Genomic DNA, 26,031 nt, shown 5'->3' on the forward strand with positions numbered 1-26,031 from the left:
ATGAAAAGATACTATTTTGGTATCTTAATCCAGATTATGTTAAAATATTTATAAAAAATTTGTGGAGAGGTTAAAATATGTGTTTTACTCGTTTTACAGATAAAGACTTTAATGTTTTTACAATAGATGGTTTAGATGAAAGAATGAGTGCAATACGGGAACAAATTCAACCTAAGTTTCGTCAAATTGGGGAACTGTTAACGATGGAATTATCGGCGCAAATTGGAAGTGAAATGCATTTACATATCGCAAAACATGCAAGACGGACGGTCAATCCACCGAAGGATACGTGGTTAGCAATCGGTCCAAACAAACGAGGGTATAAAAAATATCCGCATTTTCAAGTCGGATTATTTGATGATCACGTGTTCATTTGGCTTGCATACATTTATGAACTGCCTAATAAAGTGCAAATTGCTCAAAATTTCCTAAACAATTTAGAGGAAGTAAAAAACATTGTACCTGAAGATTTCGTCATTTCTATGGATCATATGCAAAAAAATGCCACACCTATTTCTGAGCTAAATTTGGAAGATGCTTTAACTCGTTTTAAAAATGTGAAAAAAGCGGAATTGTTAATTGGAAAAAATATTGCAAAGGGAGATCCACTTCTTTTAGATGGAGAAAAATTCCTTGACTATACAATTGAAACATTTAAAACATTAATTCCTCTTTATAAAATGTCTTATTCAGGTGAATTAAATTAAAAAGGGGTGCAATCCCCCTTTTTATAGTTTAATCAAGATATCCCCACTATTTTCTTTCATCATTTTCACTACTTTATACGATGAAAAGCCGCTTACATCTTCAAATTCGCGAAAGATTCTTTTCTCTTCACCAATACTAGGAACAACATCCTTAAATTTTCGATATTTATCCATTAATTCATTACGCTTTACACCTTGATGATAAACTTTTTCTATTGCTTCGAAAAATTGGACAACCTTTACGATTTCTTCCGTTGACCAATCTATCGAAATTGGATATGAATAATTCACTAATTACACTCCTATCATTGCCATCTTTGGCGAATTTCTTCTGCCTCTTTAATCATTCGATTAAACAATTCTTCTACAGTAGGGACATCTTTAATAAGACCCATTACTTGACCTGCCCAACCGAATCCTTCCTTTTCTTTTCCATCATGAATCCATTTCTTATTTGCATTACCTGATATGTAATCTTTTAAATCTTCATAGGTTGCCCCTTTTTCTTCCAGTTCCAAAATCTTTTCTGTCCATTCATTACGAATGGCTCTTGCTGGTGCACCTAGGGATCGTTTAATTACAACGGTACTTCTTTCATCCCCTTCAATTAAAGCTTGTTTGTAGCTTTCATGGGCATGAACACATTCTTGAGTCGCAATGAAACGAGTTCCCATCTCAATACCTTCAGCACCTAAACTTAAAGCAGCCATGAGACCTCGACCGTCACCGATTCCACCTGATGCAATGACTGGAATTGATACACTATCAACAACTTGTGGAACTAAAACAAGAGTTGAAACGTCATCCCTACCTAAATGGCCACCACCTTCTTGACCAACAACCATCACAGCATCGGCACCAAGTTGTTCCGCTTTTACCGCTTGTCTTCTAGCTGATACTAATACAAGTTTTTTCACATTTACTCCTTTTAATTCATCAAAAAACGGAGCCGGGTTACCACCAGTGACAGAAACGACAGGAACTTCTTCTTCCACTGCAACCTGTAAAAAGTCTGTAAAGAAACGACCATGTTGGCCAATGGCAAAGTTAACGCCAAAAGGCTTATCTGTTAACGATCTCACTTTACGTATTTCCTCACGTAAACGGTCTGGATTTGGCAAACTCATTGCAGTAATTTGTCCAAGACCACCCGCATTACTTACCGCTGCTGCTAATTCACTATAGGCTAAATGAGCTAATCCACCCTGGATGATTGGATATTTAATATTAAGTAATGTCGTAACTCTCGTTTCCCAGTTTTTCATATAATCCCCCCAAAATTACACCTTTGTATACAGTTTAGTATATCAAAGTAAGTTGAGCGTGACACATATCTGGCTCCAAAATCATAATATATTATTTAAACAAAATACAACATTCTTTAATCGTGTTGCCACTAATACATCATTCATTAGCATTATTATTGATAATTAGTTAAATGTTCTAAAAAAGGTTTCGCAAAACATATCTATATCCAAATTTCAGGTGGAATAATTGATAGGAAGGGGGTATTCAGATGTTTAACTTGTTTATTATCGTTGGAATCATAAGCATTATTATTCCTGGTATTTTTATTGGGGTTTGGACGGATGGACAACAGCAAAGAGCGAATTTTCATTCAGAAACAGAGGAGCATCGAGACTTTTGAACAAAAATAGGAATAATTGCTGGATTAATATACTTTTTATAAATAAAGTACCTAAAAAGTTCATATTTTTCACTACAAAAAACAGATAGCGAAATGCTATCTGTCTTATACGAAACCCCTATGTTTAATTAATTTTCGTTATCTTCGTGATTATGATCTTTTCCACAATGTGGGCAAACACTATAAAGAATTGTTACTTTTTCATCCTCGAAAAATTCTACAGTTGAATTGCAAGTAGAGCATACGATTTGACCCATTACCAATTCCCCCTAAATTTTTATAAGGTCACAACGATTTAATGTGACATACTATTTAATTTGTGTCTTAATAATATATCACTTTAAAGGCTTTGTCAACATATTTTACATCATTTTTTAAAAAAAACAATAAATGTGTCATACTATTGATGTTCAACGGTACTCATTTTAGATATTAGCCTAGTTTTTTTCTATACTTCGAACAAAAAAACACCTGTATACTCCACTATAGAGATACAGGTGACTTTTTGGGAGTTTAGCAAATATTTATTACTATTGATTAGGGGAGGAATAACGTTTATTCTTCGTCTGCACCTCGATAACGTTTATATGGTAATGGGTTCCAAGTACGATATACAAGGTCTTCTTTTCGTAATGCTGATGGAATATCTTCTAAGATTTTCTTCGCAACATCAAGTTCACGTTGGGCTTCCGATTTATCTTGATATAAAAATTCATCGGATGCTTTTTCTGGTGCATTTTCTACCTTTTCTGTTAAGTTTTCAACTACCATTTCTTGTTGTTGTTTTATCGCTTCACGAGCTTCGGCTATCCACTCTGGTTGTACTGATCTCCGTGTATCAGTTACATAACTAAATTCTTCAAAAATATCTTTATAAATACGATCCGCATTTTCACGGACATCTTTTATAGCTTGTTCTAAATCTTCAATTGTTAACTCACTAACTTCAAGCGGACGTTCACGTTTAGGTCCACCAATTCCTTTCGAATGTAAATAATATGGGAAAATCGATTTAATCGTTTTGCCAACTGGATTAATCGCTTCACCGTTTTCGTCCACACCTTTAGGTTGAATTCCTTGCATTGCAATTCGTGCTGACTCCGGACGAACGATTTCTTTTGGTGGTAACACACCATAACGTAATAATTCACGAATACCTGTACCCGAAATATTGATACGATAACGATTATCGTGTGGACAAGTCTGTTCTGTTGCAGGGCTATCGCAACGGGTACAATAAAACACTTCATGGAATAAGCGAATATCAATACCTAATTCTTCACTTGTAAACGTATCAAATACAGTATGGCTTGCATATTTATCGTAATACTCGCCTACACCTGCGTGGTCACGTCCAATTAAAGCATGGGTACAACCATAGTTTTTCATAATTAATGCATGAAGAACTGCTTCACGAGGTCCAGCGAAAATATAAGTAACACGTAAAGGCGCTAAAACCGTTCTCTCTTTAGGATAGTAAGTATTAAGTACAGCTCGATATGATAACATCCGGAACTCATGTCTCGTATATTCCCGTTTTGCCATTTCTACGAGTGGCTGAACGAATAATCCATCCATTTCTTCTAAAGCGTTGCGGTGGATATACTCATGGCCACGGTGTAATGGGTTTGCCCCGGTAATGAAACCAGCAACTGTTTTAAATTTTTTCTCCTCGTAAAACAATTTCCAAGTTTCCTTTGGTTCCAAGCGTAACGATTCAAAAGGTCCCCAGTTTACACGATTTAATAGTTTAACTGGTCCAGCTAAAGCTGTGTCTCCCATTCTACGATAAATAGCATCAACACCTGGGTGGTTGCGGTCAGTTGTACCAAACAAATGTTGCGCACGATAATCCCGATCATATTCAAAAATATCTTCTAATTTTAATAGTGCAATTGGTGTCATAGACTCATCAATTAATGCTACTTCATCCCCAATAGATAACGTTTGAATAACTTCTTTATTCCTATCACCAATCGGCGCAAAACTTAATGGGACTGGCCAAACTAGTCCATTTGATAATCTCCCTGTTTCTAACACCGATTTATAATCAGCTTCGTTCATAAACCCTTCATTTGGAGATAAAACACCCGTAGCAATCATTTCTAACGTAATGACTGCTTCTAAGTCGACCATTATTTTCGGCAATTGTTTTGCGCGCTCTAACGCTTCTTCTCTTTCCTTTCCTGTTAATACTCGATCTACTAATTTTCCCCCATGCGGTTGTTGAGGATATTTAGTTTTTGTTTCCTCAACTTTTACTGCTTGATTTTTCATCATCTTCACCTCATCCCCTAAAACTATTTGTATCTGTATGAATTAAAAATGAAAAAGAGATATTCCCAAAAAATATGACACACCCCTTCGTTTTGACCCCTTTAAAACAATTTTAAGTGCATGCTTTTTGGGAATATTATTTTAATTGAATTTTATCAAACTTATTTTAAGATTCAAAATAATTTGCTTTTATTTTTTGAACATTTCGTATTATTTATGTTCTCTAAAACCTGTATGGGCACGAACTGATACTTCGGCAAAGCGTTTTGGATCGTATTCTTTTGATAAAATCGTACCTAAATAACCAGCTAGAAATCCGACTGGTACACTCACAATAGCCGGGTTATCTAACGGAAAGATTGGTTCTCCAACAAACAAAGCTGCTCCTTCTACAGGTGAAAAGACACTCGGACTAATCGAAACTAAAATTAACGCTGAGAATAATCCAGCTAAAAGCGCACTGACAGCACCCGTTGTGTTAAAGCGCTTCCAATAAACGGTGTATAGAATAACCGGTAGATTTGCACTCGCTGCAATACAAAATGCTAAAGATACTAAGAATGCTACATTTAAGTATTGAGCACCTAATGATAAAATAATGGATACTACAGATACGCCTAATGCAGCAAATCGAGCTGCCAACATTTGTTGTCTTTCTGAGATTCTCCCCTTTTTAATAATTTGACCATATAAATCATGAGCGAAGGCTGATGCACCAGATAGAACGAGTCCAGCAACAACAGCTAAAATTGTTGCAAAGGCAACAGCGCAAATTAAGGCAAATAGAATATTTCCACCAATGGCTTCAGCAAGTAGTGGCGCTGCCATATTTCCACCTGGGTTCGCTGCTAAAATTTCACTCTCACCTACATAAATCGCAGCTCCAAATCCGAGAAATAGGGTTAAAATATAGAATATCCCAATTGTCCATGTCGCAGTAATGACTGATTTTCTCGCTGTTTGTGCATCTTTAACCGTAAAGAATCGCATTAAAATATGTGGTAGTCCTGATGTACCTAGTACTAAAGCTAACATGAGTGAAAGTGTACCTAATGGCTCTGTATATTTAAGTCCAGGATTTAAATAATTAGCACCGTGGCTAGTTGCTGTTTTTACCTCAGTGAACATCGCACCGATATTGAAATTGAATTGCCACAACACCATGAACGCCATAATAATCATCCCGGCCATCAATAGAACTGCTTTTATAATTTGAACCCAACTTGTAGCAAACATCCCGCCAAAGAGTACATAAATCGTCATCATCACACCGACGATTAAAACCGCAACCCAATACGGGATATCAAATAACAGTTGGATTAAAGCTCCCGCGCCGACGAGCTGAGCAATCATATAAAACAAGACAATCGTAATCGTACTAAGGGCAGCTGCTCCGCGAACTTTTCTTGCATCAAAACGGGCATTAATCATATCTGCTAACGTATATTTACCAAGATTCCGTAATGGTTCAGCTACAAGGAATAATACGACTAAATAGGCGATTAAAAATCCGATACTGTAAAAAAAAACCGTCAAAACCTTGTAATGCAATCATCCCAGCAATTCCTAAAAAAGATGCTGCTGACAAATAATCTCCTGCAATCGCTAATCCGTTTTGAAATCCGGTTAAACTTCCACCGGCTGTGTAAAAGTCACCGGTTGATTTTGTTCGTTTTGCCGCCACATATGTGACATATAACGTTAGTACAACGATTGCTAAAAATAGCGAGACAACTATTGGATCCATTGCCTATGACCTCCTTTATTTCAACTGGTCGCGAATAATTTCGTCCGCTTCCTTATCAAAAGATGCTGCCTTTCTTACGTAAATACTACTTAAAGTCCAAACCATAATAAATTGTGCAAAGGCGAAAATCCATGTCCACGAAATATCACCAATCGCTGATGTGTTTAAAAAGGTCGTATACGATGTGAAAATTGGTAATAAAAAGTAAAATATCATAAAGAAAATAACCATTGGAATAATAAATTTCCTTTTCCTTTGTAAAAACTGCTTAAACTGTGGACTACTTTGCACCTTTTCATAATCAATAACTCTCTTTTCTTTTTGTAATTGTTCTTGTGCCATTTGAACTAATCCCCCCTTCATTTGTTTGCAGATAATTATATTTATTCTGAATATTTAAGGGGTAAAAAAATGGCAAACCGTTGAAAATTTAGGTTGAATGGTTACTTACTGCAGATGAATGGTAGTACAATGGAGGTCAACATTTTTAAAACATTATCCTTTATTTCTTGAATATTTGCAAAATCATTTTACTTGCTGTTCGGCTGACCGGGATTTTCGTACGATTTTTATCTTTTAAAGTTAAGTTACTTGTACCATTAAACCATGGTGTAATTTCTAAAACATGATTAAGATTTACTAAATAGCTACGATGTGGACGAAAAAACGATTGCCCTTCTAGTTTTTTTTCAAGTTCTTGTAATGTCATACGGCTGAAAATCACTTTATCCTCTGTATGAATTTCAAGTAAACGGTTATTCGGAACAGCATAATAAATCGAATCCGGTGAAACTAAAACCATCCGCTCCCCATCATCAATTAATAATTTTGCCACCTTTAGTTTTACCGTTTCCTCCTCTATTTTTTTCGAGTTTCTTACATTCACTATACTTTTCCGCACTCGTTCCATCATCCGTCTGAACCTTTTTTCTTCAAAGGGTTTCAACAAATAGTCAACAGCTTCAATATCAAAGGCATCCATCGCATATTCATCATAGGCAGTCGTAAACACAAATAAAGGTGGATTTTCTTTCGCGTGGTTTTTAATATATCTTGCCGCTTCCAATCCGGTTAATCCTGGCATTTCAACATCGAGAAAGATCCCGTCCGGCTTATGTTCAAAATATAATTCAATCAATTGTTCACCAGTTTCTGCATGGGGAGTTACAATAATATCTTTTTCCTCTTCTAATAAATAAAGCAATTCTTTTCGTGCCATTGATTCATCTTCTGCAATCATCACACGAATTTTCATCCCATCACCCCTTCTGTTTGATTGGAAATTGGAATGGAAAAACACACTTCACTGCCGCCTTTATTTAAATTCCGAAAGTGAAGATTCGACGATTCACCTAACAAACGAATTAAACGTTGATTGACATTGTAAAGGCCTGTACCGCCATTTTGATCTGAACCAAGGGGCTTATTACCAACTATCGCCAATAGTTCTTCCGGAAATCCTATACCATTATCACGTACTGAAATTATTAATCTATCTTTCTCCCTCTTTATTACTATTTCAATTTTAGCATCTTTAATTTTCTGTTTTAAGCCGTGATTAATTGAATTTTCGACTAAAGGTTGGATTGTAGCTGGAGGTATATAAATATTAGATAAATCTTCTGGCTTACTAAAATATATTTGTAATCTTCCTTTAAATCGCTCTCGAATAATATCCCTATAAGCCTCGACATGTTCACACTCCTTTTCTAGTTCAACAACTGACTTTGAAACTAAACGTAAGTTAAATCGCATAAAACTCGCTAATTGTAATGTAATATGTCGAGCATTCGTCGGGTTTTCTCGGAACAATCCAGCTATTAATTGTAGCGTATTAAATAAAAAATGGGGATTAATTTGTGCTTGTAAATTACGTAATTCAGCATCGCGTATATTCGCCTTCAATTTTTCCGTACTTACCATATTTAATTGATCCGACAAAAATTGACCGATTCCTTGTGCCATTGTCAACTCAACTTGGGAAATATGTTCAGCTTTACGAAAATAAAATGTAATAAGATATGTTACTTGGTTATCCTCGATAATTGGAATGAAAATGGCCGCTTCTAACAGACAGTTCTTTTCTATACATTTTAATTCTGATTTTTCATAGGAAATTTGTAAATTTTTTGTTTCAAACGCTCTTATTGCACCAATTGAATTAATTTTATCCCCATTTTGATGATGGTCTTCACCGATACCTTTATGCACTAAAACCGTTCGTTGGTTAGCAACAGAAACAGCTGCTAGCTTTAATCGATCAAATAATAAGTTTGCTAGCCCTTTTGCCACATCAAGTTCTGAATCATTTTTTAAAAACGGTATGGCCTCTTTTGCAATTGTTAAAGCTTGTCTAGATGCTAACGCTGCCTCATTTTCCTGTTCACGTAATACGATACCAATCATCGCTGTAAAAATAGCAATCGCTGTACTGTTCGTTAAAATTAACGGTAAACCAATAGTATTTACAATTTCAATCATACTAATATGATCTAAATAAAAAATGAGCAAAAATTGCATATGTAAAATAGGCGGAAAAACACCGATAAATAACGCTTTAAAAGGGGATATTACCCGTTCATTGGAAAAAAATCGTGCTGTAAGTCCGGCAAGTAGACCAGTTAACGGATTAATGAGTGCATTTGCTTCCGCCCCTATCCCACCTAAAAACAACAAATGAACACCTGCTATAACGCCAGCACCGAAACCGAGTAACGGTCCTCCCAATAACCCTGCAATAACAATGGCAACAAGGCTCATACTAACAACTAAATAGTCATCTCCCACAGGAAATAAAATAAGAGAGTGGCTAATTTTCACATTTTCTTGAATGACGATCCCGACCATAGTACTAGCGATACCAAATATACCGAACACTAAAGTATGTACGAGCGACATGCTTAAACTATATTTACGATATAATAACGATTTAAAGCCAGGTGTTCTCGTCATAACAAAGGCAATGATGAGGAGAATACCGAGACGCTCGAATAGTGTAATCGTTAAATTCAACATTAGCTCTCTCCCCTTGATGAATAACCGGATTGGGCTTTAATATAAAATGAGTTAAAATCTGTTTCTTTTTGTTTTATTCGTTTTGAAAGTAGGCTCCCTAATATCCCACCTAGAAAACCAATTGGGATCGTCACAATCCCAGGATTATATAAGGAGAAAATGGCTTCTGTTTTAAACAATCCATCACTCGGATTCATTACATATGGTCCAAGAACGACAAAAATAAAGGAAGCAAGTATTCCGCTCACAATCGCTGTAATTGCGCCAACACTAGTAAAACGTTTCCAATAGATTGTTAAAACTAATACTGGAAACACACTTGATGCTGCAACTGTAAATGTCATGGAAACGAGGGATGTAACATTTATTGATTCTAAACGCAGTGCAAATAAAGTAGAAAGTAAACCAATAATGAATGCCGTAATACGAGCTGATCGCACTTGCTCTCTTTCTGTTGTTTTTCCCTTTTTTAATATATGGAAAAAAATATCATGAGAAAATGCAATTGTCGCCGAAATCGCAAGACCTGATACGACCGCAACAATCGTGGTAAACGCCACTGCTGAGACAAAAGCTAGTAAAAAATCTCCCCCTACCACTTTTGCAAGTAATGGTGCTGCTAAATTACCTGTTGGATCTTTTGCAATTAATGCCTCATAACCTAACAGTGCTACAGTTCCAAAGCCAAGTATTAATGTCATAAAATAAAAGAGTCCGATAATCCATGTTGCACTAATAAGAGATTTACGAACTTCATATGTATTACGAACTGTAAATAAACGCATTAATATGTGCGGGAGTCCTGCCGTTCCTAAAACTAAAGACAGTTGTAAAGAAAGAAATTCAATCGGTATATTAAATAAATGTCCTGGTAAGAAAAATTGCTCTCCTAAAGGGGTACCTTCTTCTACTTTATTTAAAAAAAGCGTCAAATCCCAATTAAAGTTAGATAAAACTATTAGCGTCAATAAAAAAGTACCTGACATAAGGAGAACCGTTTTAATAATTTGCACCCATGAAGTCGCAATCATCCCACCGACAACAACATAAATCGTCATTATCGTCCCTATAAGCAAAACCGAAACTGAATAATTAAGATCTAATAACAATCGAAGTAAAAAGCCGGAAGCAACAAGTTGAGGAATCATATAAAGTAAGGAAATGATAAATGTACATATCGCCATAATTAGACGCATCTTTTGTCCTGGAAACCTTGAACACACTACATCGCCTAAAGAAAATTTTCCTAATCGATGAACTGGCTCACTTACGAGAAATAACACAACGTTGTAAGAAACTAAAAAGCCAATCGAATATAAAAAACCGTCATAACCACGGAGAGCAATCATTCCGACAACTCCGAGAAACGATGCAGCACTAATAAAATCGCCGGAGATTGCCATACCATTTTGATAACCGGTCAAAGTGCCGCTAGCAATATAATATTGTTTCGTTGTCCCACTATGCTTTGCCGCCCAATATGTAATAATTAATGTACAAACGATAATATAAATTAACAATAAAAAATAGGTAGGATTCAATTTACATCTTCCCCTTTTATCGCATCCAACTCTTGTTCATCTTTTTTAGCCTTTCGATGATAGATGCTACAAAATAACCAAGTCATCGGAAATTGTAAAATTGCATATACCCAAGCCCAAGGGAGATTGAATAAAAAACTCGGTTTGTTCATGATTTCAGGGATAAAAATAAGAGATAAAGGTAGGAAAAAATAAAATAATAAAGCGAAAATCAAAATAATAAACAACCTTTTCCTTTTACGATAAATATAATTTAGAAGTTTTTCTTCCATCTCTTATCTCACCTTGATAAATAGATTTAATATTCATAATATTATCACCAAAATGATACAAAAATAAAGAACTATTGTAAAGTTGAATGATTGACTGAATAATAGATTCGTAATTTCAATGTATTTTATTTTACTTAAATTATGTATTCCTTTCCCTCACCATTTCTTTTTCTGTAACTAAACTAATTCGACATAATTAAATAAGTAAATAATACCGTTGCAAATACAACCCATCTAAACTTACTGTCTCGTTTTTTCAATATGATCACCTACAAATGTATATATGGATAACAGGCAAAAAATAGAATTACATATTTTATATATTAAAAAAAGCTATCCCTAAATACTTAGAGATAGCTTTCATAGTTGAATATTATTTAATAATATGAATTGGTGTACCTAAAGCTACTTCAGCAGCTTCCATTGCATTTTCACCGAAAGTTGGGTGAGCATGGATTGTTAATGCGATATCTTCTGCAGTCATACCAGCTTCAACAGCTAGACCTACTTCAGCAATTAAATCAGACGCATTTGGACCTGCAATTTGTCCACCGATAACAACACCGTCTTCTTTACGAACAACTAATTGGTAGAAACCATCTGTGTTGTTTAATGCTAGTGAACGACCTGAAGCTGCAAATGGGAATTTAGCAACTGTAACTTCAATTCCTTCTTCTTTTGCTTGCTCAGGAGTGTAACCAACTGTAGCAAGTTCAGGGTCAGTGAATACAACTGCTGGAATTCCTAAGTAATCAATTTCAGATGGTTGTCCAGCGATTGCTTCAGCTGCAATTTTACCTTCATAAGAAGCTTTATGAGCAAGTTGTGGACCTGCAACAATATCACCGATTGCATAAATGTTTGGTACATTTGTACGGCATTGTTTGTCAATTTCAACTAATCCACGATCAGTTAGTTTAACACCTGCTTGCTCAAGACCAAGCTCATCAGTGTTTGGACGACGACCAACCATAACGAATACGTATTCTGCAGAAACTTTTTCTTCTTTTCCACCAACTTCGTATGTTACTTCAACGCCTGTGTCGCTTTCTTCAACGCCTTTAGCCATGGCGTTCGTAATAATTTCAGCACCTTTAGCTTTGAAGTTTTTCTTCACAAGTTGTGTCATTTGTTTTGGATAGTTTCCACCTAGAATGTCAGATGTACCTTCTAAAATTGTAACTTTTGTACCAAAGTTAGCATAAACGCCGCCTAGTTCTAAACCGATAACGCCTCCACCGATAATAACAATTTCTTTTGGAAGCTCTTGTAAGTTTAAAGCACCTGTTGAGTCAAGTACACGTTTTGAGAATTTGAATGTTGGGATTTCAATTGGACGAGAACCAGTTGCAACAATCGCATTTTTAAATTTATATGTTTGTGCAGAGTTTTCGCCAATTACACGTAGTGAATTGCTATCTATGAAGAAAGCTTCACCTTTAACGACTTCAACTTTATTACCTTTTAATAAACCAGCAACTCCGCCAGTTAATTTTTTAACAACACTCTCTTTGAAAGCTTGAACTTTTGACCAGTCAACTTTCACTTGTTCAGCTGTAACACCGATTGCTTCGGATTCTTTAGCATCTAAATATTTATGACCTACGTTAATAAGAGCTTTTGATGGAATACAACCAACGTTTAAGCAAACTCCACCAACTTCATTTTTTTCTACAATCGTTACTTTTTGACCTAATTGTGCTGCACGTATAGCGGCTACATATCCCCCTGGACCAGCCCCAATAACGATTGTATCTGTTTCGATTGGGAAATCTCCTACTACCATTTTTGTAACGCCTCCATAAAGTTAAATTCTGGGTCGCACTTCCTCCACAATGTATGTAGAGTTGTAACTCTGTCTTTTACTTTACATTTAAAAGTAAGACAGAAGTTGCAAAAATTTCTCCATTCGTATTTTGTTTCAAACTCATACGCCCCATAAATAGTATAACAATATATGGAAATTTACGCACGAGTTTATGATTGAATAAACAAACAAATTAAATGTTCGAAATTGCGCAACTTCTGTCATATATATAAACGTATCAGATTAAACTTCTAATAATAGAAGTTCAGGATCGCTTAATAAACGTTTAATATGATTTAATGCACTTTGTCCTGTAGCACCATCGATTAAACGGTGATCGAAGCTTAATGATAATGCTAACATTGGTGCAGCAACAATTTCGCCATCTCTAACAATTGGTTTTTCAGCAATACGTCCTACACCTAAAATTGCAACTTCAGGGTAGTTTAATACTGGTGTGAACCATTGTCCACCAACAGAACCGATGTTAGAGATTGTAGCAGAACCGCCTCTCATTTCATCAGCAGAAAGTTTACCGTTACGTGCTTTATCAGCTAATTCGTTAATTTCACCAGCAATTGTGAACATAGATTTACTGTCTGCATTTTTAATAACAGGAACCATTAAACCTTTATCAGTATCTGCTGCAATACCGATATTGTAATAATGTTTTTGAATAATTTCTTGTGTTTCTTCATCTAATGATTGGTTTAAAGCAGGGTACTCACGTAGAGCACTTACTAACGCTTTAACAACATATGGTAAGAATGAAAGTTTAACACCTTTATCAAGGGCAGCTTGTTTGTATTTCTTACGGTGCTCCCAAAGTTTTGTAACATCAACTTCATCCATTAACGTTACGTGTGGAGCAGTAGTTTTAGATTGAACCATTTTCTTAGCAATCGCACGACGAATACCAGACATTTTCTCGCGTGTTTCTGGGTATTCAGCCGCTGGTACAACTGGAGCTTTAGGAGCTGCAGTTTCAGCTTTTGCTTCTTGCGCTGCTTGAACTGGTGCTGCTGCTTGAGTTTCAGCTGCAACTGGAGCTTGTCCACCAGTTAAGTATGCATCAATATCCGCTTTAACAACACGACCGTTTTTACCAGAACCTGCTACTAAACGAATATCTACACCTTTTTCACGTGCATATTTACGAACACTTGGCATTGCAATAACTTTACGGTTCGGATCAACGTTACCAGCTTGCGGTGCAGGTGCTGCTGCTTTTGGAGCCTCTGCTTGAGCAGGTGCTGCAGGAGTTGCTGCTTCAGCTGGTGCCGCAGTTGCTGTTCCGTATCCTGGAGCATCAAATGTGATTAAAGTATCACCTACAACTGCTACTTGTCCTTCTTGTACTTTAATTTCTAATACTTTTCCTGCTACTGGAGAAGATAATTCTACTACTGATTTATCATTTTGAATTTCTACAAGAACATCGTCTTCTTTTACTTCGTCGCCTGGTTTTACGAACCATTTTACGACTTCACCTTCATTGATTCCTTCGCCGATATCATGAAGTTTGAATTCGAATAAGGAAACACCGCCAGTTGCTGGAGCTGCTTGTGGTGCTCCTTCTTCAGCTGGTGCTTCAGAAGGAGCGTCTGCTGTTGCTTTTTCATATCCAGGTGTATCAATAGTAATTAAAGTGTCACCTACAACTGCCACTTGTCCTTCTTGTACTTTAATTTCTAATACTTTTCCTGCTACTGGAGAAGGTAATTCAACTACTGATTTATCATTTTGGATTTCTACAAGAACATCGTCTTCTTTTACTTCGTCGCCTGGTTTTACGAACCATTTTACGATTTCGCCTTCAGTGATTCCTTCACCGATATCGTGTAATTTAAATTCGAATGCCACGAATATCCCTCCTAGTGGTAGTTTTCATGTTGAACTTATTTTTATGCAAAAAAAGATGGGACGAAATAGATTCGATCAATTTCGTCCATCATTATATTTTAAATTAGAAAGTTAAAACTTTTTTCGCAGTATCAATAACGTCTTTGTAATTTGGAAGCCATACTGGTTCTGCTTGTGCAAATGGATAAACTGTATCAGGTGCTGTTACACGTAAAACAGGAGCTTCCAAACTTAGAATTGCGCGTTCGTTAATTTCTGCTATAACGTTCGCTGCAATACCTGCTTGACGTTGTGCTTCTTGAACAACAATTGCACGGTTTGTTTTCTCAACAGATTTAACAATTGTTTCAATATCTAATGGATGCACAGTTCTTAAGTCGATAACTTCTGCAGAGTAACCTTCTTTTTCTAATTCTTCTGCAGCTTTTAATGATTCATGTACCATAGCACCATAAGTAATGATCGATATATCTTTACCTTCACGTTTCACGTCAGCTTTTCCAAGTTCAATTGTGTATTCACCTTCTGGTACTTCTTGACGGAATGAACGGTAAAGTTTCATGTGCTCTAAGAAAATGACTGGATCATTATCACGGATCGCGGAAATTAATAATCCTTTTGCATCATATGGTGTAGATGGAATAACAACTTTAAGACCTGGTGTTTGAGCCATCAATCCTTCTAAACTGTCCGCGTGCATTTCTGGTGTAGCAACACCACCACCGAATGGTGAGCGGACAACAATTGGCATATCAAATTTTCCACCAGTACGGAAATGATAACGAGCCATTTGACCAGCAATGGAATCCATTACTTCATATACGAAACCAAAGAATTGAATTTCTGGAATTGGACGGAATCCTTGAGTCGCTAAACCTATTGCAAGACCACCGATACCAGATTCTGCAAGTGGAGTGTCAAACACACGGTCTTCACCGAATTCTGCTTGAAGACCTTCTGTCGCACGGAATACACCGCCGTTTTTACCAACGTCTTCCCCGAAGATTAAAACTTTCTCATCGCGTTTAAGTTCAACGCGCATTGCATCAGTTATTGCTTGAATCATGGTCATTTGAGCCATAGCTTACTTCGACTCCTTTTCTTTATAGATTTCTAGCTGTTCTTGTAAATTCGCATCTAGATTTTTACTCATAATGGAGATGAGATCAGATACTTTTTGTTTTGGAGCAGCGTCTGCTTGTTTGATTGCTTCTTTAATTTCTTCTTTAGCTTGTTCGATTACTTGTTCTTCCATTTCTTGGTTCCATAGGCCTTTGCCTTCTAGATATTTACGGAAACGAACTAATGGGTCTTTTCTTTCCCATTCAGTGTCTTCTTCTTTTGTGCGGTAACGAGTTGGATCATCACCACTTAATGTATGTGGTCCGTAACGGTATGTTAAAGCTTCAATTAATGTTGGACCTTCGCCTGCTACTGCACGTTCACGAGCTTGTTTAACTGCTGCATAAACTGCTAGTGGATCCATACCATCAACTTGGATTCCAGGAATTCCTGCTGCAACTGCTTTTTGAGCAAGTGTGCGAGCTGCTGTTTGAACGTCAACTGGAGTTGAAATTGCGTAACGGTTGTTTTGAACGATAAAGATTGCTGGTACTTTGTAAGCTCCAGCAAAGTTAATACCTTCGTAGAAGTCACCTTGAGAAGTACCACCATCACCTGTGTATGTAATAGCAACCGTGTTACCACCATTTTTCTTAATTCCCAAAGCCACACCAGCAGTTTGGACATATTGAGCACCGATAATAATTTGTGGTGGATAAATATTTAGTCCGTCTGGTATATTCATACCTTGATAGTGGCCACGAGACCATAAGAACGCTTGATATAGTGGTAATCCGTGCCAAACGATTTGTGGAATATCACGATATCCCGGTAAAATCCAGTCTTCTTTTTCTAATGCAAAGTGAGAAGCAATTTGTGAAGCTTCTTGACCTGCAGTTGGTGCGTAGAAACCTAAACGTCCTTGACGGTTAAGTGCTGTGCTTCGTTGGTCTAAGATACGAGTGTATACCATACGACGCATTATTTCTTGTAGTTGCTCATCTGTTAAATCAGGCATTGCATCAGCGTTAACGACTTCGCCCTCTTCATTTAAAATTTGAAGTGTTTGAAACTGTTGATCAATTGTTTCTAATTGTTTGTTAACATCAAGCTGTGCATTTTTTGCTTTTGATGCCATTTGTCTCTTCCTTTCTATAACAATTTTTATAATACCGGGTAACATATAGAAGTGTGTTCCTCTATAAAATGTTTCCCATTTATTCACTAAAATATCGACAAAATAAATGGAAGTTATCGTTATTGTATAAAAACCCTGTATTAATAAAAAATTAAGATTGGATTAATACAACCTTCAACATCCAAAATACAGTGTACACCATATATATCCAATTCGTCAAACACTTTTTATTATAAGATTGAAAAGCTTATTAAATATTATTTTATAAAAAGTTCAAAGTTAATATTTACAACTGTTCTATACCATTTTGCACAACTGTATTAATCGCGATATACTTTTTATTCAATTTTACCTTTTTATGAAAAAATTATTTCAGAAAAGCGTTACATTTCTCACGTTTTTTACTTATAAATTTCGACTACACAAAAAAAGACCTCCCTCGAGGACAGCCTAAAAATTTATTCATTCAGTTTATAATTTAACTCTGCTTTATTATAAAACTCAATTTTTGCTTCATTATATTGTTGTGTAAGCTGGTTGAAAGTCTCATTCAAACTATAAACTTCTTCATATACGCTATTAATTTCATCTACTTTATCTCGTAATTGTTCTAATGAAACACTTTCATCTTTTAACATATTATATAACTCTTGATCATATTGAATCCCTAACTGATATTGTTCATATAATTTACTATGGGATTCGTAACGGTGATTCATGATAGTATATAAATCATTGGCAAGCTTTTTTAACGCTTCATCTTCAACTTGCTCGATTTGTTCTTTAATTTTTGTAAATTCCTTTTCAGCTTTTTCAATACTTTCTCTTTCAAGATTTAAAAGTTCTTTTCTTTGTTCAGATAAAGCGATTGCTTCATCACTTAGTTTGTTAATTTGTTCTGTTTCTTTAAGTCCTAAGTTCAAAATCTCTTCATATAAAGCCTTTTCTTCTTCTTCTAATTGAACAAGCGGTTCTTGTTGTTCTTCAAAGCCTTTTTCTAATTCAACAACCGATTCTAATATTTTAAAAATCTCTTCTTCTTTTGACTGGCTACATCCCACTAATAATACAATAGAAATAAATAATAAAATTGCGATCCCTAATAATTTCTTTTTATTCACCCATCAAACCTCCATTTCCTCATAAACTAAATATAATGTATCTATTACAATTCTTGCAATGAAATATGCTATGAAAAATCTCTAAACTACCATTTTGTTATATTATATTCGTGGTAGAAAATGACTATCACTAGAATTTTATTCTTTTTGATAATAACTTGTTGCCATTAATAAACACATTTTTAACCAATTCACATTTTACGGAATTTTTGTTAAACTGATTTTAAAAAGAAGCTTCTTGGAGTGAGTCATGTGCTTACAATGAAAGATATTATTCGTGATGGACATCCTACTTTAAGAAAAGTTGCCAAAGAAGTACCAATGCCACCATCCGATGAAGATAAGAAAACTTTACAATTGTTAATGGAATATGTAAAAAATAGCCAAGATGAAGAAATGGTAAAAAAATACGGGCTTCGACCAGGGATTGGGCTAGCCGCACCACAAATCAATGTATCAAAAAGAATGATTGCCGTTCATGTTACTGATGAAAACGGAAAATTATACAGCTATGCCCTCTTCAACCCAAAAATTGTTAGTCATTCTGTCGAAAAGGCATATTTAGTAAAGGGTGAAGGTTGTCTATCCATTGACGAACCTCATCCAGGATTCGTACCCCGGTATGCCCGAGTTACCGTAAAAGGATTTGACATTGACGGTAAGGAAGTAAAAATTCGTGCCAAAGGTTTACCTTCTATTTGTTTTCAACATGAAATCGATCATTTAAATGGAATTTTGTTTTACGATCATATTGATCAAGAACAACCATTTAAACCAATCGAAAATGCGATACCGATTAAATAAATATTTTCTAAATTTAGAGGGAATGCTAAATGTGCATTCTCTTTTTCCCATACTCAAAATTCACACTTCGCTAATTCCACGAACCGTTCCAAAATAGCCCATGAAATATAACTCAAATTTCACATATAATATAAGTAGATAGAATAGTATCTCGATTTTTAACAAAACGTTACAATAGACGTTTCTGGAAAGATTTCGGAAGGAGTGAACCACGATGTTAAAAAAGCTTAGAAAAAAGCTTGTTGATCGTTGGAAAGAACTACTTCGTAAAAAAATGATTGCTTAATTTTCTTATTTTATAATAGTACTTGCCTCCTTTTTATAGAGGCAAGTTTCTTATCTTTTATGTTCGTATTTTTTTGATTTTTTATTTTTTTACCACAAGAAATCCGATGATTTTTGAAAATGTTTATAAAAAGGTTTCTTCTCTTTCCGATTTTATGATAATCTGTATATAAGTATATGGGTCCGGTAAAGAAAAACACTTTCTAAATATATATTTGGTGAAGTGCATTCGGTAAAGATTCGTAAATATAAAAAGTTATGTTGAAATTGTGTAAGGAGAGAGTGAAAGGAAATGATTTTTAAAGTATACTACCAAGAAGACAAGGAACAAGTGCCAGTTCGAGAACGTACAAAAGCGATGTATATCGAAGCTGAATCTGAAAATGAAATTTATGAAAAATTATTTGAAACCCCATATTTAATTGAACATATTCAACCGCTTAATGGGGTTGATTTAGAATTTGAAAAACAAAGCGGAAATTTTAAAATAACGGAGATTTAAAACATGAAAACAATTGTAAAAAACGATCAAACCGCCGTTTTTGCCCTTGGGGGTTTAGGCGAAATCGGCAAAAACACGTACGCTGTTCAATATCAAGATGAAATTATTATTATCGATGCTGGTGTGAAGTTCCCAGAAGATGAATTATTAGGTATTGATTATGTCATTCCTGATTATTCATATTTAGTGAAAAATCAAGAAAAAATTAAAGGATTATTTATTACCCACGGTCATGAAGACCATATCGGTGGAATTCCATACTTATTAAAAGAAATCAATGTTCCGATTTATGCTGGTAAATTAGCGATTGGCTTAATTAAAAACAAATTAGAGGAACATGGTTTATTACGTACAACAAAATTTTTCGAAATTAACGAAGACGATGTAATTAAGTTTAGAAAAACTTCCGTTAGTTTCTTTAGAACGACACATAGTATCCCAGATTCATATGGGATCGTTGTAAAAACACCACCAGGAAATATCGTCCATACTGGTGACTTTAAGTTTGACTTTACTCCAGTCGGTGAACCAGCAAACTTAATAAAAATGGCTGAAATTGGTAAAGAAGGAGTTCTATGTTTACTATCTGATAGTACGAATAGTGAAATGCCTGAATTCACAATGTCAGAAAGAAAAGTTGGCGAAACAATAAACGATATTTTTAGAAAAGCTGACGGTCGCATTATTTTTGCTACATTCGCTTCAAATATTTATCGTTTAGAACAAGTTGCTCAAGCAGCTATCGAACACGGTAAAAAGATTGCTGTTTTCGGTCGTAGTATGGAAGCAGCCATCGAAATCGGACAAGAGTTAGGTTATATTAATGCTCCGAAAGATTTGTTTGTAGATAGTCAACAAATTAATCGTCTACCAGCAAATCAAGTAGTCATTTTATGTACAGGTACTCAAGGTGAACCAATGGCTGCTTTATCACGAATTGCCAACGGAACACATAGACAAATTTCCATTATTCCTGGGGATACTGTGGTAATGTCATCTTCCCCTATTCCAGGGAATACAACTAGCATTAACCGAACAATTAACCAATTGTATCGTGCTGGTGCAAATGTAATTACAAGCCAATTAAATGATGTTCATACTTCAGGACACGGTGGTCAAGAAGAACAAAAATTAATGATTCGATTAATTAATCCTAAATTCTTTGTACCAATCCATGGTGAATACCGAATGCAAATCACCCATGCGAAATTAGCGATGGACTGTGGTGTTCCTGAAGAAAACTGTTTTATTATGGATAATGGTGATGTACTAGCCCTAACAAGCGAAACGGCTGAAGTAACAGGAAAGGTTCCTTCTGGTTCGATTTACATTGACGGTAGCGGTATCGGTGATATTGGTAATATAGTTCTTCGCGACCGAAGAATTTTATCGGAAGAAGGACTTGTAATCGTCGTTGTAAGTATTAATATGACAGATTTCAAAATTGCAGCCGGACCTGACATTATTTCTAGAGGATTCGTTTATATGCGAGAATCTGGAGATTTAATTAACGAAGCACAAAGTTTAATCGCCAAACATTTAGAAAAAATTATGGAACGAAAAACTAGCCAATGGTCAGAAATTAAAAACGAAATCTCTGATACATTAGGACCATTCTTATATGAAAAAACGAAACGGAAACCAATGATTTTACCAATTATTATGGAAGTTTAAAATTAATTCTTTACAGATCCATATTCAAAAAGGTGCTCAACAACGCTGCAGGTAGTTCAGCTGTTGAGCACCTTTTCATTTAATTTACATTTTGCAACATTTGCTTTTCAAATTTAGTAATATCAGTATTTGAACCTATTACAATTAAAATATCCTCTTCTAAAATCATCTCCGACGCTGGTGGTGATACGATCATATCATCATTTCTTTTAATTGCGACAATATTTAAGCCGTACCGTGCACGAACATTTAAATCAATAATCGTTCTTCCGGCAATCGCTGGATTTGCTACAATTTCAACAAGACTATGTTTATCGGACAACTCTAAATAGTCAAGGACATTCGAAGAAACAAGATTATGGGCAAGGCGTCTTCCCATGTCCCGTTCCGGATGGACAATTTGATCAGCACCGATTTTTTTCAACACTTTTTCATGGTATTCATTCAACGCTTTTGCTGTTACTTTTTTAACGCCCATTTCTTTTAAAATTAATGTCGTTAAAATGCTAGATTGAATATCATCACCGATTGCCACGATAACATGGTCAAAGTTTCGGATACCTAAGTTTTTTAAAACGGATTCATCTGTCGTATCTGCAACAACTGCCTCCGTTACAAAATCTGCATAATTATCGACAAGTTCTTCATTTTTATCAATGGCTAGCACACTCATTCCTAAATTGGAAAGTTCACGACAAATACTGCCGCCAAATCTTCCTAAACCAATTACAACAAACTCTTTGCGTCTCATAATATTGCCTCCAACAATTGATGAAATACCTTTATTATATAGCATGTTCCATAATTTACCTAATAACAATTATCTATAAATTAGTTTGTGGAAAACGTCCTTCAAAAATTAATAAACAGCTTAAAAGGATGTATTTTGAACATCCCCCTAACATACTTAAACAACATCCAACATTTTAAACTGGGCTGTTGTTAGTTTATAATACTCCCCTCTTTGCTCCATTAACTCATCATGGTTTCCTTGCTCAATGATTTTCCCGTGATCTAAAACATAAATGCAATCTGAATCACGAATCGTCGATAAGCGGTGGGCAATAATAATTGATGTTCTCCCCTTCAATAATTTCCTTAAGGCATTTTGAATTTTCACTTCAGACTCCGTATCAATACTTGCCGTTGCTTCATCAAGTATTAATATTTTCGGATCTGCTAAAAGGGCCCTCGCAAAGGAAATCAACTGTCTTTCACCTACGGATAAAATATTTCCCCGCTCCTCTACTTCTGTTTCATAACCATGGGGTAATTTTTCAATAAAGGAATCTGCACCAATTGCTTTTGCCGCCGCAATTACTTCATCATCCGTTGCATCCGGTCTACCAAAGCGAATATTTTCCATAATTGTACCGGAAAAAATAAACGTTTCTTGTAACACAATTGAGATTGAACTTCGCAAGCTTTTTAATGAAACATCACGAACGTCGTGGCCATCAATCAATACAGTCCCACTTGTAACATCATAAAAGCGACTAATTAAATTCGCTATCGTTGTTTTACCAGATCCTGTATGACCAACTAACGCTATAGTTTGCCCAGGTTTAATTTCCAAATTTATTCCTTTTAAAGCAGTTCGCTTATTATCATATGAAAAATTAACATCTTTGAATTGGATATGTCCCTCGACATTTTTTAATTCGACTGGATTTTTTATTTCTGCCACAATTGGTCTTTCATCTAAATACTCAAAAATCCGTTCAGAAGAAGCCATCGCCATTAAAAGCTGATTATATAATTGGCCGAGTCGGGAAATTGGCTCCCAAAACATGCCTAAATAAAAGGCAAAGGAGACAAAAATCCCAATACCTATATCTCCAGATTGAATTAATTTCACTCCAAACCAAATAAGTACAATCGTCCCAATAGCATTTGTCAGTTCAACTAAAGGACGAAACATCGAATTTTTCTTAATCGCATAACGGAATCTCTCCAACGTATCTGTGTTGATTCCGTCAAAAAAGGCCATGTTTTCTCGTTCTTGTGTAAATGACTGTGTAACACGAATTCCTTGTAAAGACTCATTTAAATGTGAATTGAGCTTAGATTGAACGATAAGAACATCCTGCCATGAACGACGAATATTTCTTCTCAGTTTCGTTGTAATGAAAAACATGAGCGGTAAAATAATCATGACTGCAATCGTCAACATTGGACTAAGTGAAAACAGTATGACAATAATTCCTACAAGCATAATCATATCCATTAATAAATTTATGATCCCGCTCGTAAATAAATCTTGTAGTGAACCTGTATCATTCATAATTCGTACTAGAATCGATCCTGCTGAACGATTATCGAAAAAGTTGTTCGAAAGACCTTGAACATGGGTAAATAAATGTTTACGTATATCGTAAATTACATTTTGCCCAAGTTGATGGGTCCAGCGAATGCGATAATAATTGGCGATATATGCAATTAAGTAAAGGGCACCAACTAGAACAATTAATTGCACAAGTAAATCCGCATCTTTATTGTAAATCGCCTTTTCTAAAATTAAGTAACCAATTATAAGTGGTATAGCAAGTCGAATAACAGTATTGATTAATACGACTATGATTGATTTTGGTAGTAAGTTTTTTGAATACGGTTTTAAATATTGTAAAAGTCGTACTAACTGTTTCCAGTTAAACGGCTTTTCAATTGCCGTCTCTTGGGAATAACGAAAACGGTTCATCACATTTGGATTTATGTTATTACGGTGATTCCCCTGTTTACTCATTATTTATTCACCGCCTGTTGTAGTATCTTAATTTGATCTTTATATTGAATATTGTAAATCCGCTCATACGGTCCACCATTATGAATTAGCTCTTCGTGTATACCACGCTCAACAATTTCTCCTTCATCAAACACAAAAATTTGATCCGCATGTTTTATGGAAGAAATTCTATGAGCGATAATAAATGTTGTTCGGTCTTTCATTACTTCTTGCATCGCCTTTTGAATAGAAAATTCCGTTTCCATATCGACCGCGCTTGTCGCATCATCAAGAATTAAAATTTTCGGATTCATACAAATAGCCCGGGCAATGGAAATTCTCTGTCTTTGTCCTCCAGATAGCCCCATCCCTCGCTCACCAAGTAGCGTGTCATAACCGTCTGGTAATTCCATTATAAAATCGTGTGCATCCGCTCGTTTTGCCGCATCAATAATTTCTTCCATCGAAGCATCCGGATTTCCGTAGGCAATATTTGCCTTTATTGTTGATGAAAATAAAAATGGTTCTTGTAATACAAAACCAATTTGCGAACGTAACGTATATAAATCATATTCTTTTACATTACGACCATCGATTATTACTTCCCCTTCTGTTACGTCGTAAAATCGAGTGATTAATTGGGTAACACTTGTTTTTCCGGAACCTGTTGCACCAATTAGACCGACGACGCTTCCCTTCGGAACATGGAATGAGATATTTTCCAGTGCCGCTTTGTCATCTCCCCGATATTTCAATGTTACGTTGTTAAAAGTAACTTCACCTTGAATTTCAACATCCTTTATCGGGTTATTGTGCTCTTTAATTTCATTCGGCTCTTCTAATATTTCGACTAAACGTTCGCCTGAAGCTTTCGCTTGGGAAAACATATTAATAATAAAACCTAAGTTCATAATTGGCATGATAATGTACCCAGTTAAGCTGTAAAAAGCAACAAGCTCTCCAGGATTAAGTTCGTTATTTATTACTAAATAGCCACCATAGGAAAGCAAAAGAACGATACAAACATTGCCGATAAACTCCATTAACGGAAAATACTTTGCCCAAATATTTGAGTTGAAAATATTTTTATCACGAAAATCTAAGTTAAAATCGTGGAAGCGATTAATCTCGAATTCTTCTTTAGACAACGATTTTACAGTTTTAATTCCGCTCACATTCTCTTGTACCTTCGTGTTTAATCGACCAAAAGATCTTCGTACTTCTCGGAAGGCTGGATGAACTAGCTTATCAAATTTTTTTACGACGACAATTAAAAACGGTAAAGCTAATAATGTGACAATCGTGAGCTTTACAGAGTAAGAAAACATGACGATCATGCTAATGCCGACAAATAAAACAAATCGAATCGCCTCTGTAAAACCGAAGGATAGAAAGTGACGAAAACCTTGAACATCAGCTGTAAGTCGTGACATTATATCCCCTGTTTTTGCATTGTCATAATAGCGAAATGGCAGATATTGCAATTTTTCATAAAGCCGTTTACGTAGTTTATACATCGCAATAATGCCAAACATATCCCCATTATATTGCTGAATATAAGTCGTAACTCCTTTAATTACCATTAATAAAAAATAAAATATAACTAAATATGGAATTAAATTATAGCTACCAGCAATAATCACTTCATCAATTGTTTTTTGTAATACGATTGGATAAATAAGAGTTATTGATGTTGTGATTATTAAGAATACAATCGAGATGAAAAAATACCTCTTATGCGTCCAATAAAACTCTTTTAACTTTTTAAATGTGTCCAAATGTAAATTCCTCCCCTGTTGAACCCTATAATTAACATATAATTAAAAATATAACGGTTTTCGAAATA

The 26,031-nt window shown here is 35.4% G+C and carries 22 protein-coding genes and 1 pseudogene; 5 read left to right on the forward strand and 18 right to left on the reverse strand.

Annotated elements, in window-relative coordinates; translation table 11 throughout:
- Positions 1–77: 77 nt before the first annotated feature.
- Positions 78–707 carry a YktB family protein gene (locus GW534_RS04715; RefSeq protein WP_161919910.1) on the forward strand — a complete coding sequence of 210 codons (630 nt, stop codon included), beginning with the start codon at positions 78–80 and terminating at the stop codon, positions 705–707.
- A gap of 21 nt (positions 708–728) precedes the next feature.
- Here the strand turns inward: GW534_RS04715 and GW534_RS04720 are convergent, their stop codons facing one another.
- Positions 729–998, reverse strand: coding sequence for a UPF0223 family protein (locus GW534_RS04720; RefSeq protein ID WP_161919911.1), 270 nt, complete (start codon positions 996–998; stop codon positions 729–731).
- A 14-nt stretch (positions 999–1,012) separates the two neighbouring features.
- Positions 1,013–1,972, reverse strand: coding sequence for an NAD(P)H-dependent flavin oxidoreductase (locus GW534_RS04725; RefSeq protein ID WP_161919912.1), 960 nt, complete (start codon positions 1,970–1,972; stop codon positions 1,013–1,015).
- Positions 1,973–2,223: 251 nt separating this feature from the next.
- Here GW534_RS04725 and GW534_RS04730 point away from each other — a divergent pair, with 251 nt between their 5' ends.
- Entirely contained in the window at positions 2,224–2,355 is a 132-nt protein-coding gene (locus GW534_RS04730) for a DUF5316 family protein (protein WP_161919913.1), read from the forward strand.
- 128 nt (positions 2,356–2,483) lie between these two features.
- Here GW534_RS04730 and GW534_RS04735 read toward each other — a convergent pair whose 3' ends face one another.
- The 13 genes and pseudogenes from GW534_RS04735 to GW534_RS04795 form a co-directional block, all read right to left on the reverse strand.
- Positions 2,484–2,612: a GapA-binding peptide SR1P gene (locus GW534_RS04735; protein ID WP_161919914.1), complete on the reverse strand. Its 129-nt coding sequence runs from the start codon at positions 2,610–2,612 to the stop codon at positions 2,484–2,486.
- Positions 2,613–2,910: 298 nt separating this feature from the next.
- On the reverse strand, positions 2,911–4,635 hold the full coding sequence (locus GW534_RS04740) for a sulfate adenylyltransferase (RefSeq protein WP_202630829.1): 1,725 nt from the start codon (positions 4,633–4,635) through the stop codon (positions 2,911–2,913).
- A gap of 207 nt (positions 4,636–4,842) precedes the next feature.
- Positions 4,843–6,379, reverse strand: a pseudogene (locus GW534_RS04745) (solute symporter family protein).
- A 15-nt stretch (positions 6,380–6,394) separates the two neighbouring features.
- Positions 6,395–6,721, reverse strand: a complete 327-nt coding sequence (locus tag GW534_RS04750) for a DUF485 domain-containing protein (RefSeq protein WP_161919915.1) — start codon at positions 6,719–6,721, stop codon at positions 6,395–6,397.
- A 160-nt stretch (positions 6,722–6,881) separates the two neighbouring features.
- Positions 6,882–7,634, reverse strand: a complete 753-nt coding sequence (locus tag GW534_RS04755) for a LytR/AlgR family response regulator transcription factor (protein WP_161919916.1) — start codon at positions 7,632–7,634, stop codon at positions 6,882–6,884.
- On the reverse strand, positions 7,631–9,394 hold the full coding sequence (locus GW534_RS04760; RefSeq protein ID WP_161919917.1) for a LytS/YhcK type 5TM receptor domain-containing protein: 1,764 nt from the start codon (positions 9,392–9,394) through the stop codon (positions 7,631–7,633). Before GW534_RS04760 ends, GW534_RS04755 begins: the two co-directional genes overlap by 4 nt.
- Positions 9,394–10,935, reverse strand: coding sequence for a solute symporter family protein (locus GW534_RS04765; protein ID WP_161919918.1), 1,542 nt, complete (start codon positions 10,933–10,935; stop codon positions 9,394–9,396). Before GW534_RS04765 ends, GW534_RS04760 begins: the two co-directional genes overlap by 1 nt.
- Entirely contained in the window at positions 10,932–11,207 is a 276-nt protein-coding gene (locus GW534_RS04770; protein ID WP_161919919.1) for a DUF485 domain-containing protein, read from the reverse strand. Before GW534_RS04770 ends, GW534_RS04765 begins: the two co-directional genes overlap by 4 nt.
- 373 nt (positions 11,208–11,580) lie before the next feature.
- A complete protein-coding gene (gene lpdA / locus GW534_RS04775; protein WP_161919920.1) occupies positions 11,581–12,993 on the reverse strand; it encodes a dihydrolipoyl dehydrogenase in 1,413 nt (470 codons plus the stop codon).
- Between the two features lie 264 nt (positions 12,994–13,257).
- Positions 13,258–14,877 (reverse strand): dihydrolipoyllysine-residue acetyltransferase, encoded by a 1,620-nt coding sequence (locus GW534_RS04780; RefSeq protein ID WP_161919921.1) that lies wholly within the window; start codon positions 14,875–14,877, stop codon positions 13,258–13,260.
- Positions 14,878–14,980: 103 nt separating this feature from the next.
- Complete coding sequence (locus GW534_RS04785; protein ID WP_161919922.1) at positions 14,981–15,958, reverse strand: alpha-ketoacid dehydrogenase subunit beta; 978 nt, start codon at positions 15,956–15,958, stop codon at positions 14,981–14,983.
- Positions 15,959–15,961: 3 nt separating this feature from the next.
- A complete protein-coding gene (gene pdhA, locus GW534_RS04790; RefSeq protein WP_161919923.1) occupies positions 15,962–17,077 on the reverse strand; it encodes a pyruvate dehydrogenase (acetyl-transferring) E1 component subunit alpha in 1,116 nt (371 codons plus the stop codon).
- 458 nt (positions 17,078–17,535) lie between these two features.
- Positions 17,536–18,198, reverse strand: coding sequence for a YkyA family protein (locus GW534_RS04795; protein WP_161919924.1), 663 nt, complete (start codon positions 18,196–18,198; stop codon positions 17,536–17,538).
- A gap of 252 nt (positions 18,199–18,450) precedes the next feature.
- On the opposite strand from GW534_RS04795, the gene def reads away from it, so the two are divergent.
- The 3 genes from def to rnjA all read left to right on the forward strand — a co-directional run bounded on the left by def (position 18,451) and on the right by rnjA (position 21,463).
- Positions 18,451–19,002 carry a peptide deformylase gene (def, locus tag GW534_RS04800; protein ID WP_161919925.1) on the forward strand — a complete coding sequence of 184 codons (552 nt, stop codon included), beginning with the start codon at positions 18,451–18,453 and terminating at the stop codon, positions 19,000–19,002.
- A 577-nt stretch (positions 19,003–19,579) separates the two neighbouring features.
- Entirely contained in the window at positions 19,580–19,789 is a 210-nt protein-coding gene (locus tag GW534_RS04805; RefSeq protein WP_161919926.1) for a DNA-dependent RNA polymerase subunit epsilon, read from the forward strand.
- A gap of 3 nt (positions 19,790–19,792) precedes the next feature.
- The gene (rnjA, locus tag GW534_RS04810; protein WP_161919927.1) at positions 19,793–21,463 is read left to right on the forward strand and encodes a ribonuclease J1; all 1,671 of its coding nucleotides are present in this window, start codon (positions 19,793–19,795) and stop codon (positions 21,461–21,463) included.
- Positions 21,464–21,542: 79 nt separating this feature from the next.
- On the opposite strand, the gene GW534_RS04815 is transcribed toward rnjA, so the two are convergent.
- From GW534_RS04815 to GW534_RS04825, 3 genes are all read right to left on the reverse strand, one after another.
- A complete protein-coding gene (locus tag GW534_RS04815) occupies positions 21,543–22,214 on the reverse strand; it encodes a potassium channel family protein (protein ID WP_161919928.1) in 672 nt (223 codons plus the stop codon).
- 156 nt (positions 22,215–22,370) lie between these two features.
- Entirely contained in the window at positions 22,371–24,206 is a 1,836-nt protein-coding gene (locus GW534_RS04820) for an ABC transporter ATP-binding protein (protein WP_161919929.1), read from the reverse strand.
- Positions 24,206–25,963 (reverse strand): ABC transporter ATP-binding protein, encoded by a 1,758-nt coding sequence (locus tag GW534_RS04825; protein ID WP_161919930.1) that lies wholly within the window; start codon positions 25,961–25,963, stop codon positions 24,206–24,208. The genes GW534_RS04820 and GW534_RS04825 overlap by 1 nt, the downstream gene beginning before the upstream one ends.
- Between the last annotated feature and the right edge of the window lie 68 nt (positions 25,964–26,031).

Source organism: Pallidibacillus pasinlerensis (assembly GCF_009996845.1).
Classification (GTDB): Bacteria; Bacillota; Bacilli; order Bacillales; family Caldibacillaceae; genus Pallidibacillus; species Pallidibacillus pasinlerensis.

Excerpts from the sequence above, each read along its gene's own strand:
- GW534_RS04715 (WP_161919910.1), top strand. The coding sequence starts at position 78 with ATGTGTTTTACTCGTTTTACAGATAAAGACTTTAATGTTTTTACAATA.
- GW534_RS04725 (WP_161919912.1), bottom strand. The coding sequence starts at position 1,972 with ATGAAAAACTGGGAAACGAGAGTTACGACATTACTTAATATTAAATAT.
- GW534_RS04730 (WP_161919913.1), top strand. The coding sequence starts at position 2,224 with ATGTTTAACTTGTTTATTATCGTTGGAATCATAAGCATTATTATTCCT.
- GW534_RS04735 (WP_161919914.1), bottom strand. The coding sequence starts at position 2,612 with ATGGGTCAAATCGTATGCTCTACTTGCAATTCAACTGTAGAATTTTTC.
- GW534_RS04740 (WP_202630829.1), bottom strand. The coding sequence starts at position 4,635 with ATGATGAAAAATCAAGCAGTAAAAGTTGAGGAAACAAAAACTAAATAT.
- GW534_RS04750 (WP_161919915.1), bottom strand. The coding sequence starts at position 6,721 with ATGGCACAAGAACAATTACAAAAAGAAAAGAGAGTTATTGATTATGAA.
- GW534_RS04755 (WP_161919916.1), bottom strand. The coding sequence starts at position 7,634 with ATGAAAATTCGTGTGATGATTGCAGAAGATGAATCAATGGCACGAAAA.
- GW534_RS04760 (WP_161919917.1), bottom strand. The coding sequence starts at position 9,394 with ATGTTGAATTTAACGATTACACTATTCGAGCGTCTCGGTATTCTCCTC.
- GW534_RS04770 (WP_161919919.1), bottom strand. The coding sequence starts at position 11,207 with ATGGAAGAAAAACTTCTAAATTATATTTATCGTAAAAGGAAAAGGTTG.
- lpdA (WP_161919920.1), bottom strand. The coding sequence starts at position 12,993 with ATGGTAGTAGGAGATTTCCCAATCGAAACAGATACAATCGTTATTGGG.
- GW534_RS04785 (WP_161919922.1), bottom strand. The coding sequence starts at position 15,958 with ATGGCTCAAATGACCATGATTCAAGCAATAACTGATGCAATGCGCGTT.
- pdhA (WP_161919923.1), bottom strand. The coding sequence starts at position 17,077 with ATGGCATCAAAAGCAAAAAATGCACAGCTTGATGTTAACAAACAATTA.
- GW534_RS04805 (WP_161919926.1), top strand. The coding sequence starts at position 19,580 with ATGATTTTTAAAGTATACTACCAAGAAGACAAGGAACAAGTGCCAGTT.
- rnjA (WP_161919927.1), top strand. The coding sequence starts at position 19,793 with ATGAAAACAATTGTAAAAAACGATCAAACCGCCGTTTTTGCCCTTGGG.
- GW534_RS04815 (WP_161919928.1), bottom strand. The coding sequence starts at position 22,214 with ATGAGACGCAAAGAGTTTGTTGTAATTGGTTTAGGAAGATTTGGCGGC.
- GW534_RS04820 (WP_161919929.1), bottom strand. The coding sequence starts at position 24,206 with ATGAGTAAACAGGGGAATCACCGTAATAACATAAATCCAAATGTGATG.